Annotated in this window: 15 protein-coding genes; 10 read left to right on the top strand and 5 right to left on the bottom strand. The window is 65.3% G+C overall.

Annotated features, from left to right (window positions below; genetic code table 11):
• Positions 1-506, bottom strand: a 506-nt coding sequence (locus tag RN729_RS12840) for an SDR family oxidoreductase (protein WP_310785380.1), incomplete at its 3' end; no start/stop codon positions are given.
• Between RN729_RS12840 and RN729_RS12835 the strand changes: the two genes are divergently transcribed.
• Together RN729_RS12835 and RN729_RS12830 are read left to right on the top strand one after the other, a co-directional pair.
• Complete coding sequence (locus RN729_RS12835; protein ID WP_310785379.1) at positions 505-3411, top strand: hypothetical protein; 2907 nt, start codon at positions 505-507, stop codon at positions 3409-3411. The two genes, RN729_RS12840 and RN729_RS12835, sit on opposite strands and share 2 nt — an antisense overlap.
• A 10-nt stretch (positions 3412-3421) precedes the next feature.
• A complete protein-coding gene (locus RN729_RS12830) occupies positions 3422-5158 on the top strand; it encodes a DUF2357 domain-containing protein (RefSeq protein ID WP_310785377.1) in 1737 nt (578 codons plus the stop codon).
• Between the two features lie 136 nt (positions 5159-5294).
• Here the strand turns inward: RN729_RS12830 and RN729_RS12825 are convergent, their stop codons facing one another.
• The 3 genes from RN729_RS12825 to RN729_RS12815 all read right to left on the bottom strand — a co-directional run bounded on the left by RN729_RS12825 (position 5295) and on the right by RN729_RS12815 (position 7605).
• Positions 5295-5741 (bottom strand): TA system VapC family ribonuclease toxin, encoded by a 447-nt coding sequence (locus RN729_RS12825; RefSeq protein ID WP_310785375.1) that lies wholly within the window; start codon positions 5739-5741, stop codon positions 5295-5297.
• Positions 5738-6004, bottom strand: coding sequence for a hypothetical protein (locus RN729_RS12820; protein ID WP_310785373.1), 267 nt, complete (start codon positions 6002-6004; stop codon positions 5738-5740). Before RN729_RS12820 ends, RN729_RS12825 begins: the two co-directional genes overlap by 4 nt.
• Before the next feature lie 83 nt (positions 6005-6087).
• Positions 6088-7605, bottom strand: coding sequence for an amidohydrolase family protein (locus RN729_RS12815; protein WP_310785371.1), 1518 nt, complete (start codon positions 7603-7605; stop codon positions 6088-6090).
• Between the two features lie 173 nt (positions 7606-7778).
• On the opposite strand from RN729_RS12815, the gene RN729_RS12810 reads away from it, so the two are divergent.
• The 4 genes from RN729_RS12810 to RN729_RS12795 all read left to right on the top strand — a co-directional run bounded on the left by RN729_RS12810 (position 7779) and on the right by RN729_RS12795 (position 13137).
• Positions 7779-9482: a M1 family metallopeptidase gene (locus RN729_RS12810; protein ID WP_310785369.1), complete on the top strand. Its 1704-nt coding sequence runs from the start codon at positions 7779-7781 to the stop codon at positions 9480-9482.
• 126 nt (positions 9483-9608) lie between these two features.
• Positions 9609-10961 carry an FAD-dependent oxidoreductase gene (locus tag RN729_RS12805; protein WP_310785367.1) on the top strand — a complete coding sequence of 451 codons (1353 nt, stop codon included), beginning with the start codon at positions 9609-9611 and terminating at the stop codon, positions 10959-10961.
• Entirely contained in the window at positions 10958-12883 is a 1926-nt protein-coding gene (locus RN729_RS12800) for a hypothetical protein (RefSeq protein WP_310785365.1), read from the top strand. The genes RN729_RS12805 and RN729_RS12800 overlap by 4 nt, the downstream gene beginning before the upstream one ends.
• Complete coding sequence (locus tag RN729_RS12795) at positions 12880-13137, top strand: hypothetical protein (RefSeq protein ID WP_310785363.1); 258 nt, start codon at positions 12880-12882, stop codon at positions 13135-13137. The genes RN729_RS12800 and RN729_RS12795 overlap by 4 nt, the downstream gene beginning before the upstream one ends.
• A 455-nt stretch (positions 13138-13592) precedes the next feature.
• Here RN729_RS12795 and RN729_RS12790 read toward each other — a convergent pair whose 3' ends face one another.
• On the bottom strand, positions 13593-14051 hold the full coding sequence (locus tag RN729_RS12790; RefSeq protein WP_310785361.1) for an SRPBCC family protein: 459 nt from the start codon (positions 14049-14051) through the stop codon (positions 13593-13595).
• Positions 14052-14098: 47 nt separating this feature from the next.
• Between RN729_RS12790 and RN729_RS12785 the strand changes: the two genes are divergently transcribed.
• From RN729_RS12785 to RN729_RS12770, 4 genes are all read left to right on the top strand, one after another.
• Entirely contained in the window at positions 14099-17341 is a 3243-nt protein-coding gene (locus RN729_RS12785) for an efflux RND transporter permease subunit (protein ID WP_310785359.1), read from the top strand.
• Between the two features lie 17 nt (positions 17342-17358).
• Positions 17359-18711 (top strand): cytochrome P450, encoded by a 1353-nt coding sequence (locus RN729_RS12780; RefSeq protein ID WP_310785357.1) that lies wholly within the window; start codon positions 17359-17361, stop codon positions 18709-18711.
• A gap of 379 nt (positions 18712-19090) precedes the next feature.
• A complete protein-coding gene (locus tag RN729_RS12775) occupies positions 19091-19876 on the top strand; it encodes a hypothetical protein (protein WP_310785355.1) in 786 nt (261 codons plus the stop codon).
• 180 nt (positions 19877-20056) lie between these two features.
• Positions 20057-21439 (top strand): NAD(P)/FAD-dependent oxidoreductase, encoded by a 1383-nt coding sequence (locus tag RN729_RS12770; protein ID WP_310785353.1) that lies wholly within the window; start codon positions 20057-20059, stop codon positions 21437-21439.
• Positions 21440-21469 lie beyond the last annotated feature (30 nt).

Genomic DNA, 21469 nt, shown 5'->3' with positions numbered 1-21469 from the left:
GCGGCCGAGATCAGCGCCGTCTTCGTCGTGTTGTAGATCGACAGCCCCGGGCCGCCCTTCTCACGCCCGAAGACCGACGACACGAAGACGATCGACCCGCCTCCGGCCGCTCGCATGTGGGGGATCGCCAGCCGGCTGGCCCGGAAGCCCGACAGGACGTTGAGCTGGAGGATGTCCAGCCAGTCCTGGTCGCTCGTCTCCTCGAACTTCCCGCGCCGGTTGCCCCCGACGTTGTTCACGAGAACGTCCAGCGCCCCGTAGCGGTCGACCGCCGCGTCAACGACTTGTCGGGCGCCGTCCTCCTCGGCGATGTCGCAGGCCACCGTGAGGACATCCGCGACTCCGTCCGCCCTCAGCGACTCGGCCGCTTCTTCGAGCGGATCGCGGTTGCGCGCGCATAGCGCCAGCCGCGCGCCTTCCGCCCCCAGCGCCCGCGCGATGTAGAGCCCGATCCCCCGGCTCCCGCCGGTCACGACCGCAACTTTCCCCTTCAGCTTCAAATCCATGCGCGAGACTCTACCGAGCGTCCACGTCGCACGCCACCCCCCTTATTTTGGGTATGGACGGACCACTCCCACACGGACACGTTCACTCGCCAAATCGGACACTCCCAGCCACGGCGGTGCCATGACCAGAGACGAGACGGAAGCGCTTTCCCTGCTCCAGCGCTACGCCGACGACCCCAACGGCAGGGCAGTTCTCCACAGGATGGCCGACTCGATCGAAGTCGCGAACCGCCGCGCACGACTCTATTGGACTCCCACCGTTAGGAAATCAAAGGGTTGGACGGTAAACCTCAGAATCAGCCGAGTCTTCGCGATCACTCTCAGGGACGACAAGGTCGAGATCGCCTTGGTTGCGGAGAGCGTGGATCCAGCAGCAATGACAACCCTGATTGCGGCAGGCGATTATTGCGGTTCATTCGTACAAGAGCCGGGTTCGGAGCGCTACGCGTTGGATTGGGCCGAGGCCGCCGAGCAATGGGAGTCGTTCGAGAGGGCCCACCACGAGATGCTGGAGTACGAGGGAACGGACTCGAAAATAAGTAACCCTGAAGCCCACGCCGTCATCGATTTTCTGAAATCCACACTCGATCGCGACTTGCCGTACCCGGAGCGCAAGCTGAGCGCCCCGGTGCCTTCAGCGGTCGGCAGGGACGGCTCAGGGATGGGAATCCTCGCTGCGTTCGCCGACTCCGACGCCGGCAAAGCGATTCTCCGTGCGACCGCCAGATCCATCGAAGTGGCGAACGCAGAAAGTCACGCCGGCTGGGGGACGTCGGTGGACGGGGGCGGTACCTACGTGGCGCTTAACGTCGGTAATGCCTGCGCGATCCGGCTTCATGAGGATCGGGTGCGGATACTCCTCCTGCCCGAGCGACTGGATGCGGAGGTGCGGAAGGCGCTAGATGATCTGGCCCTCCACGCGTGGGACCGACCAAGAATCCCGGGAGCGCACAATTTTGAGCTGGGCTGGCAGGCGGCCGCTGACATATGGGGATCCCTGGAGGACGCTCACCATGCTGCCCTCACGGCTTCGACGGTTCGTAAGAACGCATACCGCAAGTCGCACTCCAACGAAGTGGTCGATTTCCTGAACCGCGAACTCGGACTCGCACTGCCTTACCCAAGCTACCGCACCAATCCGGACACGGATGGCCTGCAGGGTGACGATCAGGAGCAAACGACCGGATCCGGTCGACCGCAGTTTCGGGACCTCGTTGGATCCTTCGGTGCAAGAGGACTGCTTTTTCCGACGGAGACGGTCGCAAACTACGTCCTTGCCCTGCAGACCAAGCGGTTCGCGATTCTCACCGGCATCTCGGGCACGGGGAAGACGCAGATCGCCATGGCGGTCGCTCGCAGTTTCCCGGCAACGATCCAAGACCAGCCTGCGGAGGAACTCGACAGGTCGAGCGCACCGGACGACGCGGTCAGGATGACGGCTCGGCCATTTCACTTCAAGTGGCGTCAGATCATCCTGCCAGTGAGGTTCGCGGCCGAAGTTGAGTCCTTCGTGGCTCCCACGTCAGGGTCCGCTAGCCGCATGATCCAAGTAGCCTACCCGGGCGGGCTTACGAAGCTCCGATTCTACCGTGAGCCGAATCGAAACGTGACGTGGCTCCTATTTGCGGGCGCACACGACTTCCGCGATTGGTATCTGGAGAACCTCCAGCCAGGGGACCAGTTCTACATCAGTTTCGGGAAAGGGGAGACGCCCGACGACCATCGGATCGAGTTCCGGCTGGGGGATACTGAAGTCGCCGAGCGGAAACTTGACAACCGCGTCGTCGTTCCGGTGCGGCCGGACTGGGTGGACAACCGAGGGTTGCTGGGATACTTGAACCCCATCACCGGCGCGTACTCCATGACACCGTTCCTCTCGCTTCTTCTGGAGGCACGGGACGAGGAAGCGAGAGCCAAGAAGGAGGACGACAGGGCCCCGCATCCCTTCTTCGTCGTGTTGGACGAGATGAACCTCGCCCGCGTGGAGCATTATTTTTCCGACTTTCTTTCGGCACTTGAGTCGGACGAGCCGATCTCGCTCCATGACGACGAGGGGATAGAGGACGGTTCGGCGGAGTCGGGTGTTCCCGTGCCGAGACAACTCCGGGTGCCGAACAACGTCTTCTTCACCGGCACGGTGAACGTTGACGAGACGACCTACATGTTCAGCCCCAAGGTGCTCGACCGAGCGTTCACGATCGAGTTCGACCAGGTCGACCTCGAGGGCTACACGGATGGAGTCGCAAGCCGCGAGTCCGGCGACCTCGATTTGTCGGCCGGGAAGGACGGGGCGCTTCGGTTCACGCCCTACGAGAAGCCAGATCGCAACGACTGGCTTGATTTTACCGGGGTCGCCCGTGGACGGTACGCCCGGATCCTCCTGGAACTGCACGCCATCCTGGAGGAGGAGCACCGGCACTTCGGGTATCGGGTGGCAAACGAGATCGCCCGGTTCGTCAACCTCGCGCGGGAACAGTCGGCGAACGGGGACGAGTCCGTGAAGGCCGCGTTCGATCTCGCTCTGCTCCAAAAGGTGCTGCCGAAGTTCCACGGGACGCAGCAGGAACTGGAGTCCCTGTTGGAAAAGCTGTTCGACTTCGCCGTGCATGGCGGTGAGCGGAGGCGCGGGGATGCCGACGTCCGGCTCGACGAATGGACGGTCGTGAATGGACGGCTGAGGCCCAATGGGACGACCGCCTCCCGCGCGGGCGTTCCCGCGGGAACGTCTCAGGGCGATGCGGACGGATCGGCAGGCGAGACCGAGGGACCGCAATCCGAGGAGGGGACCGACGCCGGCGATGGGGCTGCGGACGGCCCCGATCCGGAGTTCCCGCGCACGGCGGCCAAGATCTGGCGCATGCTGCGGCGTCTCCGGCAGCGCGGCTTCACGGCGTTCATCGAGTGATGTCGATCGGGTGATTGCTACGGCGGAGGCGGATTCAACGGGAGGCGGCGAGACATCCGTGCCGGGCCAGGCATCCCCACCCATCGCCATCATGCCGTGGCGGTCCGGCGAGCCTCCGCGCTTCCAGGATGGGCGTTGGCGATTGCAGAGCGAGTCGCGGTGGATCCTGGAGGGTCCGGGCGAACTGCTTGCGGACATCAAGGCGGTCCTGCCGACGGGTGTTTGGACCGAGGTCGGGCGCGGGGCGCTCGTTCTCGACCTCGTTAACTCCGTCGGCGTACTCGAACTCCCTCACGTCGGGCATCCCGTGGAGCTGTACACCGGCAAGCTCCGAGAGGAGGACTTCGAAGCGCTCCTCGGGGATCTTACGGACGTAGCCACGAGCCTTCCCTTCGCGGCCGGGGATCCGGGTGCCGCCCGGTTCGCTCGGGGGCCGGCACCTCGTGACGAAGTGCTCTATCACGCGTTCGTTTATCTGAGGTATGTCCTGCTGGACCGTGCCCCCCTCACGACGCGACTCGTACCCGCCCTGGAGTTGATCCAGCGCGCCCCGTACCGGCGTTGGCGGACGGAGCGCAGGGAAGTCGGGCTTGACGCGCTAACGCGAGTGGACGAGCAGACGCTGCTCGATCTGGTGACGCGGGCGGGCGTTCCGGCACACACCTCGTCGCTCTCTCCGGCCGTTGCGGCCCTCGCTTCGCAGTTGGGAGGCCAGCTTCCGGAGACTGTGTCCGAGCGGCGGATCCGGGCCACGATCGACACGCCCGAGAACCGTTTCGTCAAGGCGTTCATCGGTCAGGCACGGGGGGTCATCGGCCGAATGCGCTCGGCGGTCGCACACCGGCGGAACGCGTTCGAACGCAATCTGCTCGACGATTGCGACCGGATGGACGAGACGCTGATGCCCATCGTGCGGCATTCCATGTGGGAGGATGTGGGAACGTTGGCGCGGATCCCGTTTTCGTCCACGGTCCTGCAGCGGCGGCGCGGCTACAGGGATGTGCTCCGGCACTTCGCGCGGATCCGACTCGCGCCCCGAATCCCGCTCGATCGGCGCGAAATGCGCGACCTGCTGGAACTCAAGAACATCGCCCTCCTGTACGAGCTTTGGAGCTTCTTCCGTTTCGCCGACATCATTCAAGACCTCATTGGACCGCCGTCGCACCGCGCGCGCCCAACGAGCAGTTCGTTCGAGACCGCTCTCGAAGGGAATCGAGCGTTTGAATGGACTTGTGGTGTCAAGCTGGCTTACAACGCATCGTTTTCTCGCTCGCGGACGCCACCGCGCCACAGCTACTCGCTGAGGCTGCGCCCGGACATCGCCCTCGAGATCGAGCGCGGACCGAACCGGGGTCTCCACCTGCTCGACGCGAAGTTCAGACGCCAGAAGCTGGCCGATTCTGGACTTGCCGGAGGCGAGGGAGATGCCACGGCCGGTGGAGAGGCAACGGATGAGAGAGCGGCTGAGCGTAGGGGGGACTTCAAGCGCGGTGACCTCTACAAGATGCACACCTACCGCGACGCCATCCCGGCGGCGCGGTCGGTCTGGATCCTCTACCCGGGCGACGAGTTCCGCTTCTTCGCCGCTTCGGGCGCCGCGGCCCCCAGCGAGACACCCGAAGACTTGCCCGAGTCCGTCGACGGCGTGGGCGCCATCCCCTTCGCCGCCAAGCCCCCGACGGGCTCGATACCCAACCCCCACGCCGCAGCACGTGCGACGCTCCAGCGATTATTGGATCGGCGGTAGCGACGCGTCGGTCAACTTCGCCCGGAGATGCCCGGCGTCTGTCCCCGGTGCGTGAGGCAAGCTGCGAAGTCAATGTCGCCAACCGGGACACCGCCGACCACTTCGCACGCGCCTGTGTCGCGGGATGCCGGTCGCCTCACGCGGGGTGATCTCGCCAGGGGTCTCGCGTCACCAGTTCCGGAAAGAGCGCAAAGTCGCGATCTCGCGTGAGCAGGACTTCCACCCCGTGAGCCAAGCAAATCGCCGCCACCCGGGTATCGTGGACGAGCGGACCGCGGACGCGCCGGCGTGTGACCAAACGCTCCAGCAGGTCGAGGAAACCGTCCGTCTCTCCCAGCAAGCGGTTGGAGGGCGACTCGGTCCAGGCTCGAAGCTGGGTCCAGGCCTCGTCGGGCTCGGTCGCTGCGTCGCGCCAGATGCGCCGGTTCGTAACGACACTCAGGAACTCGTAGCAGCAGGGCCAGGGTATGCCCCATGCGCGGTCGCCCTCCGCCAGCATCCCAAGCATGTCGCGCGCCGACTCGTGGAGGGCCGACTCCCGGCGATGCGCATACACGAGGATGTTCGTATCTACCGCAATCATCCGGCGTCGGGATGCTTGAAGATCCTGCTCGGCTCGTAGATCATCTCCGAGAGATCCTGCCACGTGTAGGCTGCCAGGGGATCTGCGTCGCGGGGGTCTCCCTTGCTGCAGTCCGGCATCCGGTATCCGGAGGCGACCGGCCTCGCCTCGAGTACCCGTCTCAACCCCTCTTCAACGACGGATCGGAGAGAACGACGGTTATCGCTGGCGTACCGTTTGGCCCGAACGAGAAGCTCGCTATGGATATCGATCGTCGTCTTCATTGACCCATACTACCCATATCGTGCAATATGGGCAAGCAATATCGTATCCGAGGCGACGCCCATCGGGCGCCTCCGCGGTCCCATCAGCGGACGAACATCACGGGGCGCGTCGGGAGGGCGTCGACGTCGATCACCTTCCCTTCCTTCATCACCATCGATTGCCGGCGGATGTTGCGGATGTTCTCCAGCGGGTTCGCGTCCAGGAGGACGAGATCCGCGAACTTGCCGGCTTCGATCGTGCCGAAATCGTCGAGAGCGCGGGCGGCGAAGGCGCCGTTGCGGGTGCCGGCGACGATCGCCTCCGACGGAGTCATGCCCAGTTCGACGAGGCCTTCGATCGCCATCAGCGTGCCGATGCCGGGCTCCTGCCAGATCGGCTTCGGCTCGCGCAGGAACTGGATGTCGGCGGCGGGGAAGTTATCCGTGCCCAGCGTGACGATGCAGCCCGCCTCGATGAGGCTCTTCGCATTCTGGCGGCGCATGGCGTTCCCCTCGCCCAGGGCGTTGCGCTCGCGGCGCAGCTCGAACGACGTCTTCTCCCGCTCGACGGGCCGGCGCAGGCGCCCCCACTCGGCGGCCTTCCCTTCGCTCGCGAGGCGCGCCTCGGCCGCGGCCACGTCCTCAAGGTGCTGCTCCCACGCGGCGCCCGTGATCGTGTTGACGAGCATCGAGCAGATCACGCCGCGTTCGCGGATCTGCGTCAGCAACTCCTCGGAATACGGACGGCCGGCCAGGACTTCCGGATGCTGGATGAGGTCGATCCCCGCTTCGACGGCGAGTCGCAGGCTTTCCGGGTTGGTGGCGTGCGTTTCGGCGGCGAGCCCGCGCTTGTGGGTCTCCTCCACGATCACCCGCTGCGCCTCGGGAGAGAAGCCAATCATGGTGGGGTAGGACCAGTGGCTGCTCCCCCCGTACTTCACGAAGTCCACGCCCTTGTCGAGATAGTCGTTGATCGCGACGCGGAGTTCCTCCGGGTACATGTCCATTAGATCCTCGCCCGCCCCCTGCGCGAGGTGGTCGGAGAACTGCTCCTCCCACAGGGACAGATCCGAGTCGGCGATCAGCGAGAAGGTGACGGAGAAGGCGCCGCCCCAGCCGACGATATTGCCGGCGACCTGCATTCGCGGGCCGATTTCGCGTCCTTCAGCGATCGCGTCTCGCACCTCGATGAGTTGCGGGAGTTGGCCGTAGCTGTCGCGGACGTGCGTCACGCCATGCTTGAGGTGCATCTGCGCGGCTTCGAGGGCGATCTCCGCCCCGCGCTCCCAGTAGAAGACGGCGTTCTCCTTCCGGTGTTTCCCGAAGCCGGCCCCGTAGAGGCTCGTGTGGACGTTGGTGTCGACGAAGCCGGGCGTGAGGAACTTCCCCGCCCCGTCGATGATCCGCGCGCCGTCCGGCACGGCCGTGGAACCTCTCGGCCCCACGGCGGCAATGCGGGCGCCCTCAATCACGACCGTGGCGTCCGCCAGCGGGGCGTCCCCGTTCCCGTCGATGACCGTAGCCCCGACGATGGCGATCGTCTCCTGGCCTTCCACATGAGGAGAGAACGGCGAGGCAAAGGCAAAACCAGCGACCAGCAGAACGGCGACTCGACGAGTCATTCCGGCACCTCCGCGTCTCGGTTTTCGGCCACAATCGGTGTTCCCGCCGGGACCCGTCAATCGTTGCCGAACTCCTGCATCATCACACGCCGACACCAAAATGCGGGACGTGCGCGGAACATGTTCCTGGTTGCAGGTTCATCGCGGATCGTAAATCAAGCGCGAGGTGCCCGATGAAATACGCCCTGCCCCTGCTTCTCGTATCGTCGCTCACATTCGGATCCGGCGCGGGCGGACCGGAATCCGCGCCGCCCGCGTCGGCGGGGATGGACACGTATCCGAAGAATCCGGCGATCGACGCGCTCAACTATGCCTTCGCGCTCACGCTGAACGACGAGACGGACATGATCTCGGGCGAGGCGACGATCGACCTCCGGTTCCTGGAGGCGGGGATTGAGGAGGTGCGGCTGGATCTGATCGGGCAGAACCCCGACGGCACCGGCATGCGGGTCCGGACCGTGGCGGGGGCCGATGGTCCGCTGGAGTTCGAGCACCGGGACGATGCGCTCCTCATCTCGCTCGCGCCCCCGGTAGAAGCCGGCGAGCGGCGCCGGATCACGGTCGCATACGAAGGGATCCCGGCCACCGGTCTCATCATCGGGCCCAACAAGCACGGCGACCGCACGTTCTTCAGCGACAACTGGCCCAACAAGGCGCGGAACTGGCTTCCGACGATCGACCACCCGTACGACAAGGCGACGAGCGAACTCATCGTCACGGCGCCGGCCCACTACCAGGTCATCTCCAACGGCCTGCTCATCGAAGAGACCGACCTGCTGGACGGCACGCGCCGCTCCCACTGGAAGCAGTCGGTCCCGACCGCCACGTGGCTGTACTCGCTCGGGGTCGCCCGGTTCGCGGTCCAGACCGTGGACTTCTTCCGGGGCATCCCGATCCAGACGTGGGTCTACGCCCAGGATCGCGACGCCGGATTCCACGATTTTGCGGTGCCGACGAAGCAGGCGATGGAGTTCTACGAGGACATGGTCGGCCCCTACTCGTACGAGAAGCTGGCGAACGTACAGTCGAACAGCGTGGGGGGCGGAATGGAGGCGGCGACCGCCATCTTCTACGGCGACGCCTCGGTCACGGGCGAACGGGACGTGCGCTGGCGGAACGTGATCATCCATGAGGTGGCGCATCAGTGGTTCGGAAATTCCGTCACCGAATATGACTGGGATGACATCTGGCTGAGCGAAGGTTTCGCGACCTACTTCACGCTGCTCTTCATCGAACATCAATACGGGCGCGACGAGTTCATCGAGCGGTTGCAGGTGAGCCGCGACCGGATCCGGGACTTCATGGCGGTGAACCCGGACTATCGGATCGTTCACGACAATCTCTCGGACATGGGCCTCGTGACGAGCGGGCCGGGAACGTACCAGAAGGGATCGTGGACGCTACACATGCTGCGCGGGGTCGTCGGGGAGGACGCGTTCTGGGCCGGGATCCAGGCGTACTACCGGGAGTTCCGGGACGGGAGCGCGACGACGGCGGATTTTCGACGGGCGATGGAGGAGGCGTCGGGTCTCGACCTGCGAACGTTCTTCGACCAGTGGCTCTATCGCGGCGGATGGCTGGAGTACGAGGGCGGTTGGAGCTACGACGCGGCGGCGGGGGCGATCCACGTCGACATCCGGCAGACGCAGGACGAACGCTACACTTTCCGCATGCCGGTGGAGATCGCGATTCACCTCCCCCCGGATGGTCCGCTCGAGGGCGGGGTGCACGGGGCCACTCGGCCGCCCCGATTCGAAGTGATCGACGTCGGCGGGAGGGAGGGTCGGTTCACGATCCCCGTTCCCGCGGAGCCGCTCGATGTCGTCTTCGATCCGAACACGTGGCTTCTCATGGACGCGGCGTTCGAGCGGCGGTAGCGCAGCGCCGCGAGCGGCGGCCCTGTTGTTACAGGGCGAGGGACCGCATCACCGTGCTTGCACGGCGTTGGACGCCTGGGACAGCTTTGACGCCGCACTGACTCGCTCCGGGAGGGGACGCTCCACTTGGCGATCGATCGACGGGAGTTTCTGAAGGCGGCGACAGCCGGCGCGGCGGGTGTCTCGCTCGGCACCGTCCCGCCGCTGTCGGGCGGATCCCTCTTCGCAGGCGCCGTCCCCCAGCCGCGCGCCACGCCCCTCCGCAGGCGCGCCGGCCAGGCGCCCGACGTCGTCGTCATCGGAGCGGGAAACTTCGGCATCTGGACTGCGCTAAACCTCCAGCGGCTTGGCGTCTCGGTCACCGTGCTCGACGCGTACGGCCCCGGCAACTCGCGTTCCACCTCCGGCGGCGAGACCCGCGGCGTGCGCTCCTCCTACGGGGGGCGCCCCGAGGGTTATGTGTGGAATCGCTGGGCCAACGAGGCCATCCGCCGCTGGATCCAGTGGGACGAAGAAGGGCAGGAACTCCTCTTGCCGCGCGTCTTCTACCAGATGGGCGATCTCATCCTGCGTGAGGAGATGGTCCCCTATCTCGAGGACACGATGGCCCAGTGGGACCGACTCGGCGTCGACTACGAACTGCTCGACGTGGACGAAATCCACTATCGCTGGCCCTGGATCCGGACGGAGGAGGGCGTCTCCCTCGGACTTCACGAACCCAACGCGGGGGTCGTGCGTGCGCGGCGGGCCATTGAATCGGTGGCGAAGCGGTTCGAGATGGAGGGCGGCGAGATCCGGATCGCGCGCGCGGCGCTCGGGGGATCGGACGGTCGCCGGCTGAACGACGTGACCTTGGGAGGAGACGAGTCGCTGGCGGCCTCGACCTTCGTGTTCGCGGTGGGGCCGTGGATGGGAAAGACGTTCCCGGAATTGTTCGGGGATCGGATACGCATCCCCGTGGGCAACGTCTTCTACTTCGCGGTCCCGGATCGGCGCTTCATGTTCCCGAACATGCCGAGCTACGGGGTGCCGGGGTGTACGGGCTGGCCGGCCCTCGGCCCGGACCACCGCGGCTTCCGGGTGCGGGTCGGTGGGCAGCAGGGCGACGACCCCGACACCAGCGACCGCTGGGTGCCGCCGGAGGCCCACGAGCGGCCGCGCGAGATCCTCGAGCAGTACTTCCCCGACATGGCCGGAGCCCCGATCAACGAGACGCGCGCCTGCCACTACTGCTTTGGCCCCAGCCGCAACTTCCTCATCGACCGGCATCCCGACTTCGACAACGTGTGGCTCGCCGGCCTGGGGACGGCCGAGTCGTTCAAGCAGGGGCCGGTGCTCGGCGAGTACATCGCGAAGCGCGTCCTGGAGATCGAGGACGACCCCGAACTGGCGGAACAGTTCAGGTTCTCGCTCGAGGCTCCGGAGGGACGAGATCCGGGGGCGGCCCTGGATCCTGAGCTGGAGGACCTGGGCGGTTGAGCCGGCGGCGCGTTTTCCCGATGCCGGCTCTCGCCTTCGTCGCCGCGGCAGTCACCGTATCGGGCTGCTACGGCCCGCTGCGACTCACGCCGTCGGACCACACCACGGTCCTCGCCGAGCAGTCGCTGGACGCCGACCATCCCACCCTCCCCGGCCCGTATCGCGTCTCGCGCCTCTACTACGGGAGCGGCACGGACCGGCGCCGGCCGGAATACCGCGATTCCGTCTCGATCGTGACCGAGACGGTGGACGCCTCGAAGCTCGTCTCTCTCGGCGAGTCCGCGAAGGAGCGAAACGGCTACTGGGGCTTCACGCCGAAGGAATTCCCGATCAACGGACGCGCATGGTATCCCGAGGGCGAGGGCCCGTTCCCGCTCGTCCTCATCGTGCACGGGAACCACGACATGAGGGACTTCTCCGACCCCGGATACGGCTATCTCGGCGAGTTGCTCGCCAGCCGGGGCTACGTGTTCGCCTCCGTCGACATGAATTTCATCAACGGCGGCATCCGTAACGAGAACGACGGGCGCGGCTGGTTCCTCCTCAAACACATCGACGCCTTCAAGGAGTTCGCGGCGGACGAAGCCACCCCGTTCCACGGGAAGATCGACTTCGACCGCATCGCCCTCATCGGACATTCCCGCGGAGGCGAGGCGGTCGGACACGCCGCGGCCTTCAACCGGTTGTCACGGTATCCGGACGACGCTTCGCTGGCGTTCGATTTCAACCACGGGATCCGCGCGATCATCGCGATCGCCCCGGTAGACGGACAGTACCTTCCGACTGGACGCTTCGTGCCCGTCGAGAACGTCAACTACATGGTGTTCCACGGCTCGCACGACGGCGATGTCACGAGCTTCCACGGTCTGCGCCTCTATAATCGTCTGTCGTTCACCGATAATGGCGACTATTTCAAGACCGCGATCTACATGTACCGAGCCAATCACGGACAGTGGAATACCGTCTGGGGGAACAAGGACAATGGCCCGCGCAGCGCCCGGCGCCTCGACCTGCGGGGACTCATAGATGGCGAAGCGCAACGCGAGTTCGGGAAAATCTATATCTCCGCTTTCCTCGAGACCACGCTCCGCGACAATCCCGATTACATGCCGATGTTCCGGGACCATCGCGTGATCGGGGGCTGGCTGCCCGAGACAATGTACATCACGCAGTTCGAGTCGAGCGGCTTCCGGCCGCTCGCGTCGTTCGAGGAGGACATCGACCTCACCACCGGCACGGCGCCGGGCGTGACGCTCAGGGGAGACTCGCTCGGGACGTGGCGGGAGAACCTCCTCGACCTGCGCTCGCGGAACCGGCCCACGACGTCGAGTTCGCAGGACAACAACGCGCTCTGGCTGGGCTGGAACAACCGGGTCGCCGGCGACGAGGACGCGGTGGGGACGCCCGCGAGCTACTCCATCGCGTTGCCGGACGGGCTAGCTGCGGAGTGGAGCCTGAGCGCCGCTTCCCACCTCGATCTGCAGCTGGGGGCCGTGGAGGGCCGACCGGGGCCGCGAAGACCCGACGGCGACGACGCGGACGCCGGTGCGCCCTCCGGCGGGGAAGACGCGGCCGAGGACAGCCGGGACGACGTTCGCGACGAAGACGATGAGCCGGTGGATCTGTCCGTCGTGGTTACGGACGCGAACGGCGAATCCGCGAGCGTGCGGCTATCGGCCTACGGGCCCATCCGCCGACCCCTGGAGACCGTCGTGCGGCGCCGCAACGATGCGGAGTCCTTCGACAACCAGTGGGAACTCGTGCTCCAGTCCTTCTCCCTCCCGCTCGCGGACTTCGTCGAAGCCAATCCTTCGTTCGATCCGGCCACACCCCGGGAGATCCGCCTCCTCTTCGACCACACGGTGGCCGGCACCGTCGTCGTGGACGACATCGGCTTTTCGGAAAGGCGGCCCGGCCGTTGAACCACGCCGCCACCCGCCCCGTGGGCTCCGTCACGCGCGAGCTCGGCCGGCGCGAGCACGAGGGCAAACCGGTGCACGCGCTCGTCGCGACCCGGGTCGTTGGCGCGGGCCGGGAGGATCTGTGGGACGCCTTCACCCGCCGGAGCAGCGCCGCGTGGTGCGAGGCTTCCATCGCCCTGGGAACGGACCGGGATGCGGCGCGGGCCGCCTCCGTCCGAGCGACCGCCTTCTACACTGGCGAGGGCGCGCCATAATGGCAGGTCGACGGAGGCGTGGATCGCAGCAAGACAGCGCTTGAGGAGAGAGCCCGGCTGATCGGGCTGATCCGCGAACGGAGAGGCTTCGGACCGAGTTCCTTACCGTCAGCCCGGGGCCAACGGATGAGAGCCGTCCCACCGAGCGGCCCGACGTTGCAACTGACCTGCGCCGCAGCTGTGTAGCGGCCTCGAGCGCCCAATAAGAATCGCCCTCTCTCATCGGTTTTTGTTCCAAATTCATAAAAACCGTCCCTTCCTCCAGAAGCAATCCCATCGAGCTTCCTTCCTGGAGAAACCGTGCCTCAGAGCAAGGACGAATATGGTGACCGTATGAGCGGAAAACCGAACGAGCGAATGAGTCGCAGAACCGACCGGCTCATTGTCGGCATCATCATGGTCGGGTCCGAAGGCCCTGCCGCATGGAGGTAAGGAAGGAAGCGGACGTCTGGCCCTCACGCCGACGCCGCAGACTCCTCCAGGCTCTCCGCGTATGCCTTGATGCCCTTCATGTCGGCGGCAACGGCCTTGGCGGTGAGGAACTTCATGAGGGGCGCCGCCAACCTGGACAGCACCCTGTACGGTCGCCCCTGGATCACCATGGTGAGCCGAGTCCGGTCGCCGGCCGGAGCGACGGTGAACGTGCTGTTCCAGCGAGTACCAAAGGTGTCCGAGACGTACCGAACCCTTTCGTTCTCCACGAGTTCGGCCACCCTGAGCTCGGATGCGGTTTCCCTGCCCCGCACGAGCCGCGTCTCGCGGAAACGCGTTCCGACGCCGGCGGTGCTCTCGGACAGGATTTCGATGCGATCGATTTGAGGCACAGCTTTGGAAAAGTGACCCAGATCGGCAACGGCGCGGAACACGGTTCCGCACGAGGCGTTGATCGTCAGACTCCGTTTCGTCGGCTCCATGGCGCTCCCGATTCCAGTCCCGATGGACAGAGGCACGGCGCAGGTTCGTGAAGAACGACGACGCGTACCCGCGCGGTGCCGTCGCCTACATGGCGCGAAACGGGGTGGCCGCCAACCTCCTGATGGCCTTCATTTTGGCCGCGGGGCTCGCCTCGCTTCCCGGCCTCGTGCAGGAGATGTATCCAGTTCCCTCTTCCAACCACATCGAAATCACCGTGCCCTATCCCGGCGCGACTCCGCACGAGGTAGAGGAGTCGATCATCCTGAAAATCGAGGAGCGGGTCGGGACGGTCAACGGCGTGAAGGATGTGACCTCCGTCGCGGCCGAGGGCATGGCGTCCGTCATGGCGGTGCTCGAGACGGGTGCGGACATCAACCGTGCGTTGAACGACATCGAGGCCGCGGTCGGCAGCATCCAGTCATTTCCCGGAGGCGCCGAGCGTCCCGAGGTTCGAGAGCGCGCCAACCGTCAGAGCGTGATCCGCCTGGTCCTGTACGGTGACGTTCCCGAGCGCGCTCTCAAGGAGTTGGCATACCGTACCGAGGAGCAGATCGCCTCGCTTCCCGAAGTTTCCTACGTGGAAACACGAGGAGTACGTGACTACGAGATCTCGGTCGAAGTGCCTCGGAACAGGTTGCAAGCTCTCGGCCTGACGCTGGAAGACATCGCCGGCGCGGTCCGCGACGGCTCGCTCGACCTCGCGGCAGGCAGCATCGAGACGGTCGGCGCCGAAATGCGGGTCCGTACGACGGGTCAGAGCTACAGCGAGTACGACTTCGAAGAGATCGTCGTCCTGAGCAAGGGCGACGGGACCCTCGTACGTCTGGGCGACCTGGCCGACGTGCGGGACGGCTTTCAGGACGTTCACCTGATTACGCGCTACAACGGCCAGCCGGCGGCTTTCGTCGAAGTGTACCGGGCTGCCGGCGAGAAGGTCCTGGACGTCGCGGACGCGGTGGTGCACCACCTGGAGCGGGAGATCCTCCCTTCGCTGCCCACCGGCGTCGAGGTCGCCATCTGGAACAACGACGCGGAAATCTACGGGGAACAGGTCTACGTTCTGGTCAAGAACGGTTTCCTGGGGCTGCTGCTCGTCTTTGTTGCGCTGACGCTCTTCCTGAACATCCGGCTGGCTCTTTGGGTCGCGCTCGGGATCGCTGTTGCAGCCACGGGTGCCTTGGCCGTGATGCTCGTCCTCGACGTTTCCATCAACGCCATCTCGATGTTCGCCTTCGTCCTGGCCATCGGCATCATGGTGGACGACGCGATCGTCGTCGCCGAGCACGTGCATCTGGAACGCCAGAAAGGCGCCAGCGGGGTCGTCGCCGCGATCAGAGGCACTCAGAAAATCAAGAAGCCCCTGATCTTCGCGGTCCTGACGTCCGTGGCGGCGTTCTCTCCGCTGCTCTTCCTTCCCGGCGGTTTCGGAGAGGTGATGGGCGCGTTTCCCATCATCGTGATCTCCGTACTCCTCCTTTCGCTGGTGGAGTCGCTTCTCGTGCTGCCGAACCACCTGTCCCATCTCCCGGGCCCGGAATGGACGCCTTCCAATTCCCTGGATCGTTTCCTTGCCTGGACCCAGAAACGTGTCAACGACGGGTTCCAGTGGTTCCTCTCCGGCCCCCTGGACCGGGGGCTGCGCCTCGCCACCGGTCGGCCCGAGCTGGTTCTGGCCTCCGCCGTCGGCGTGGTCATCCTGTGCGTGTCGCTGGTGCCGGCGGGAATCATCGACGTGATCCTCTCCGAGCCCGTGGAGGGCGACATCGTGACCGCGAACCTCGAGATGCCGGTGGGAACGCCCGCATGGCGCACGACAGAGATCGCGGAGGAACTCGAAGCGGCCGGCCGCCGGACCATCGACCGGCTGTCGAGCGGTCGACCCGAGAAGGCGGAGCCCCTCCTGAGCGCGGTCACGCTTGCGGTCGGCATGAAGACGGGACTGGAACGGGGAGGCGGACTGGTTCAGGAGCCGAATCTGAAACCCGGTGGCGACATCGGCAGCGTGGAGTTCAAGCTGCTTGGTGCCCAGCAGCGGGACATCAGCGCCAGCACCTTTCTTCAGCATTGGCGGGAAGAAGTCGGCGCCGTGCCCGAGGCCCGAGGCCTCAGGTTCACGGCCGAGCTGCTCAACCTTGGCCTCCCTGTCCATATCGACCTCTCGCATCCGGACCCTGAGCGGCTGGGTCCCATCGGCGACTCCGCGGTCGAGCGTCTTCGGGAGTTGCAGGGCGTGTTCGACATCCAGTCGGATCATTCGGCCGGCTTCCAGGAGATTCAGATCGAACTGCGACCCGAGGCGCAAACGCTGGGTCTCACTCTGGGCGAGCTCGCCCGACAGGTGCGAGCGGCGTTCTTCGGCACCGAGGCGCTGCGCCTCCAGCGGGGCCCGGAGGATGTCCGCGTCTACGTGCGCCTTCCATCGGACGAGCGGGACACGGCGGCCGACGTCGAACGGTACACGGTCCGCACGCCCACCGGCTTCACGGTGCCCCTGAGCCGCGTCGCCACGGTGAGGATGGAGATATCACCCTCATCGATTCGGCGGAAGAACGGTCAGCGCACGGTCACGGTCACCGCCGACGTGGACACGAACGTGACGACCGGCGCCGAGGTCACCGCGATCCTGGCGAACACGATTCTCCCGGAACTCGCCGGGGCCAACCCCGGACTGACCTATGCGTTCGGAGGCGAACAGCAGCAACAGGTCGAGTCCACGGACGCCCTGGGGAGAGGCTTCGTTCTTGCGCTGCTGGTCATCTTTGCGCTACTCGCGATTCCTCTGGGGTCATACACGAAGCCTCTCATCATCATGGCCGTCATTCCCTTCGGCCTCATCGGCGCCATCCTCGGTCATCTGATCATCGGCATCGACCTGAGCATCGTTTCCATGATGGGAATCCTCGGCCTCAACGGGGTCGTTGTGAACGATTCCTTGGTCATGGTCGACTTCATCAACAGGAAACTGCGGGATGGGGTTCCCGCCAGGAACGCGATTATCGATGGGGCGAAGGCCCGTTTCCGTCCGATCTTTCTCACGTCGGCGACGACGTTCCTGGCCTTCACGCCGCTCCTGCTCGAATCGGCCATTCAGGCGCAGTTTCTCATCCCCTTCGCCGCGTCCATCGGCTTCGGCATCGTCTTCGCGACGGGCATCCTAATGCTTGTCGTGCCTGCATTGACGGCCCTGCACCTCCGCGCCACGACGCGGCGCACACGGTCCACCGTCGTCAACTCCCTGCGGTCCGTAGCAGAAATCCGCGTTGCACCGAGAGCAGTTGCAGACGACTAGATCGAGGAGAGGTGGCGATGACATCAACCAATTCGGAATCGCCGAGCCTGCCCCCTGGTCCCAAGGGGCGCCGATTCGGCAATCTGCTCCGGCGACAGTCCGACTTCCCCGGGTTCATGGAAGAACTCCACCGGGAATACGGCGACATCGTGTTCTACGAGCTTCCGTTTCTCAAGTGCTGCGCCGTGTTCGACGCCCGTCTCGTACCGGACGTCCAGGAGCCCCACTTCCTGAAGTGGTTTCCGACCGGCCCGATGCTCGAGAGCTGTCTCGCTACGCTCCTCGACCAGGAGCACGAACAGCGACGTTCGCTGATGTTGGCGGGGCTCGACGAGAGCAGCATGCGCGGCTACGGCGACATCATCAGGGACGGTGCCCTGGCCATGCGCCAGAGGTGCCGGCCGGGAACCACGATCGACATTAAAGAGGAGTTCGACGTCTTCACCTCGCGGACGCTGCTCGACGCGGTCGTCGGCCGGGACCTGGCCGTCCCGACGTCCGTTCAGCTGAACGTTCTGAAGGCCGTGAAGGTGGATCTCTTTCTGGCGCTCTTCCCGGGAGCATCCGTGCTCACGAAGCAGTACTCGCCGTTCTACATTCCGATTCGGCGCTGGCTCAGGGCGATGGACGATGTAGTTCAAGAAGCCATCCGACGGGCGAAGGATCAGGCCCGGCCCGTCGACAACATGGTCGCCCACTACGTCCGGGCGAGGGACGAGGGCGTCCACGGCGCGTCCCACCTCACCGACAAGGAGATCCGCGACGAGGCGCTCGCCTTCCTCTGCGGCTACCCGGACGCGCCCGCCGCCGCGATGACCTACGGTGTCCATTTCCTCGCCCAGGCACCCGCAGCGCAACGCCGCCTGGAGCAGGAGGTTGACGAGGTCCTGGGAGACCGCCCCGTCGAAGTCGCCGACTTCGAGAAGCTGTCCTACGCCCGGGCCGTCTTTCAGGAGACGGTTCGACTGGCCCCGCCGGCCTATGTCCTGCTGCCGGTGCGCCCGCGCGAGGACCGCATCGTAGGCGGCCATCTCGTTCCGAAGGGGACCGTCACCAACGTCGGGGCGCGTGTGCTGCACCGCAGAACCGACTACTGGGACCGCCCGGAGGACTTCCGACCGGAACGCTGGCTGGAGGAACCGGGGCCGAGGGATCGCGGATGCCCTGAACACGGCTACATTCCGTTCGGCGTCGCGGACCGGAGCTGCCCGTTCGGCGGGTTTGCGGAGAGGATGTTCGTGTTCGCCCACGCCAGCTTCGCTCAGCGCCTGCGCCTCGAACCGGCTTCGAGCGACGCTCCGAAGCAGTTCAGCAACGGGATCGGCGTCAAAGGGCCGATCACCGTCACCGTCCGGCAGCGCAGGCCGTGACCGCGCCGCCGACCAGCAACGACGTGCTCTTCGATCGGGTCCGGCTCGCACCGCACCTCCGCAATTCTCCAGCATATCGCGTAATCGTCGTCAAATTATACCTTTTTGTCGCGCTACGATCACATACAAGCCGCCATTCCCCCGTTTTGGTGGTTGCCGGAGGCACTTCGAGTGGCAAGAATTAGGGAATTGGATTTTATGCACATGTCCCTCCGACGGGCGGATTGCCACTGATGGAGCCATGGAGACGTGACGCGCGGACGGGCGTATCGTCATCGATTGCGAGTTCGTCGGGCGTGAGGCGCCGAGGGCCCGGGCCCACGGATGAGAGCCGTCCCGACGAGCGGCACCACATGTCGCCGGTTACGGACCCCCTGAAGTGATCCGCGTCTTCAGCCATTCGATCGGTGATGCCGCGCAGGTCAAGGCCGCCGTGGACGGCCCTGTCGCCGTAGTGCAAGATGCGGCTGCCGTCGCCACGGCCGAAGGCGGCGACACCACCTGTCTGATCATCGCATATCGCCGCTGGGTTATGCCCGAGGCGGTCGAGCTTCTCAGGGAGATCGAGCGGACGCTGCCGTTGGTTCCGGTCATCCTGGTGACGGATCGCGACTCGGCGGTTGCGCGCTGGTTGAGCAATGTGCGGGTGTCCGCGCTCGTCTGGTTCGACGAACTCGAGACGCAACTCCCCGATGAGATCGTCCGAGCGCGTAGCACATCGGGACTGTCTCATCTGGCCGGTGTCATACACCGGTCGGACCTCCCCCGCCTCCTTCGCACGGGCCTGGCCCATAGCCTCCGCAAAGCCCAGGGTACGCCCGTACGCTGCGCCGGCGAACTAGCCCGTGCCATCCGCTGCTCTCCGGTCACGCTCTCCCAGCAGTTCGCCGACGCCACTGCGCGCGCGACGACGCTGAACCGGTTCCTCGGCGGTCTCGTGCTGCTGCGCGCCCATCAGCTTCACCTGTCGGGCTTGAACTGGGAGAGCGTGAGCAGGATCGTCCGCTTCGCCCGCCCGACGCTGACGCGAAAAAGCCAGCGATGGCCCGGATGCACGCTGCGGGAACTTGAGTGTATGGACCCGGACCAGCTCTTCGCCGCGTTCAACGAAAAGTTCGTACGGCCGTTGCTGAGCGGACCAGATCGGGAGACAGTCGGCAACTGACCTGGGCCGAAGGTTCCATGGCCGCTCCGAGCCCTCAATAAGAATCGCCCCCTTCCTTCGTCCTTCGTTCCATATTCATAAAAGTCGTCCCTTCCTTCGTTCCGGCATCACCCGAAGTTACAACAGCTTCCTTTCCAAAGAAGCCCGTGCATCAAGCTGAAGTATCTATATGGGTGACATATGAGCGGGAATCGGAACGTCGTTGTGGTTGGTGCCGGAATGGCAGGATTGGGCGCCGCATACACTCTCCGCAAACACGGATTGGACGTCACCGTCTTCGAGGCTTCTCCTGATATCGGAGGCCGCGTCACGGGAAAGCAGATTGATGGCTTCCATATGGATGTCGGGGCGAACGTCTTCCTCGAGTCGTACGGCACGATCAGGCAGTTGGCGAGCGAACTTGGCGTTTCGTTAAAGCGAACCCCCGTTCCGATAAACGGCGGCGTGTACCGCAGCGGCAGGTTTCATGGTTTCTATGGTGGCGGATCACCGGCAAGTCAGTTGAAGACGGCCGGGACGTTTCTGCAGTTCCGTTTGCTGTCGCCCAGGGGACTCCGGCAGGCGCTCCGGTTCGTCAAGATGCTGAAAGCGCGAGCCAACGACCTGAGCTTCGACGATCATCGGCGCATACTTGACCTCGATACGGGTGTCAGCACTACTGAGTTTTTTGAGTCCAATTTCGGCACCGAGGTCCTCGAGAGGTTTATCCAGCCGAACCTGAGCAGCTACACGCTCGGGTATCCCGAGGAGGTTGGCGCGGCCTACGCGATGGTAGCCGCCTGGGATTTTGGCCTGAACGGCGGCGCCTGGCCCTGCTTGCCCGATGGTGGTCCCGGCGTTTTCGTGAACGCCCTTGCGCGGGCCTGTGCCGAGGGAGGTGGTGGTATCAGGGTATCCACGCCCGTGGACCGGATCGTTCTCGAGGACGGTGCGGTGCGTGGCGTGGTCACGGAAGCGGGCTTTATCGAGGCCGATGCGGTCGTTTGCGCAACGACCGCCACCAAGGCCCTCGAGATCATCCCCCGGCTCCCATCCGGCATCCGCGACGTCTTGCGCCGGGTCACCTATTCCAAGTGTTGCCGCGTGTTCTTCGGCGTCGATTCGAGCCCGTTCCCCACCGACTGGTACGCCGTCGCCTTCCCGAGGGAGACGGGAGCGCTGATGACGGGCATGAGCGACTCCGCGGTGATGGCGCCGGAGACCGTGCCGGAGGGGAGGGCGCTCGTGGACGCGCTCGTGATCGGGAGGCGGGCCGAGGAACTGTTCGCATTGAGCGACGAAGAGGCGTCGCAGCAGGTTCTCGCGGAGATCCGCAACTACTTCCCGACGATGGCCCGGCCGCTGTTCACCCACGTCCATCGCTGGGACGAAGCCGTGTGTCTGGCACCCGGCGGCATGATGACGGCGCTGGATCGGATGCGCGGGCAAGACCTCGCCGACGTCAGGGGGCTGTTTCTCGCGGGCGAGTACATGGGGGTTCCCTCGACCAACGGCGCCTTGCGAAGCGGCATTGATACGGCTGAAGACTGCGCGGCCTTTTTCTCGCAGCCGGCAGGACGGTAGCCACCGTTCCCGGTTTCGATGACGCAACGC

The sequence above is a fragment of the Candidatus Palauibacter polyketidifaciens genome (assembly GCF_947581785.1).
In the GTDB taxonomy this organism is placed as follows: Bacteria; Gemmatimonadota; Gemmatimonadetes; order Palauibacterales; family Palauibacteraceae; genus Palauibacter; species Palauibacter polyketidifaciens.
This window is presented reverse-complemented; position numbering and strand designations above follow the sequence as displayed.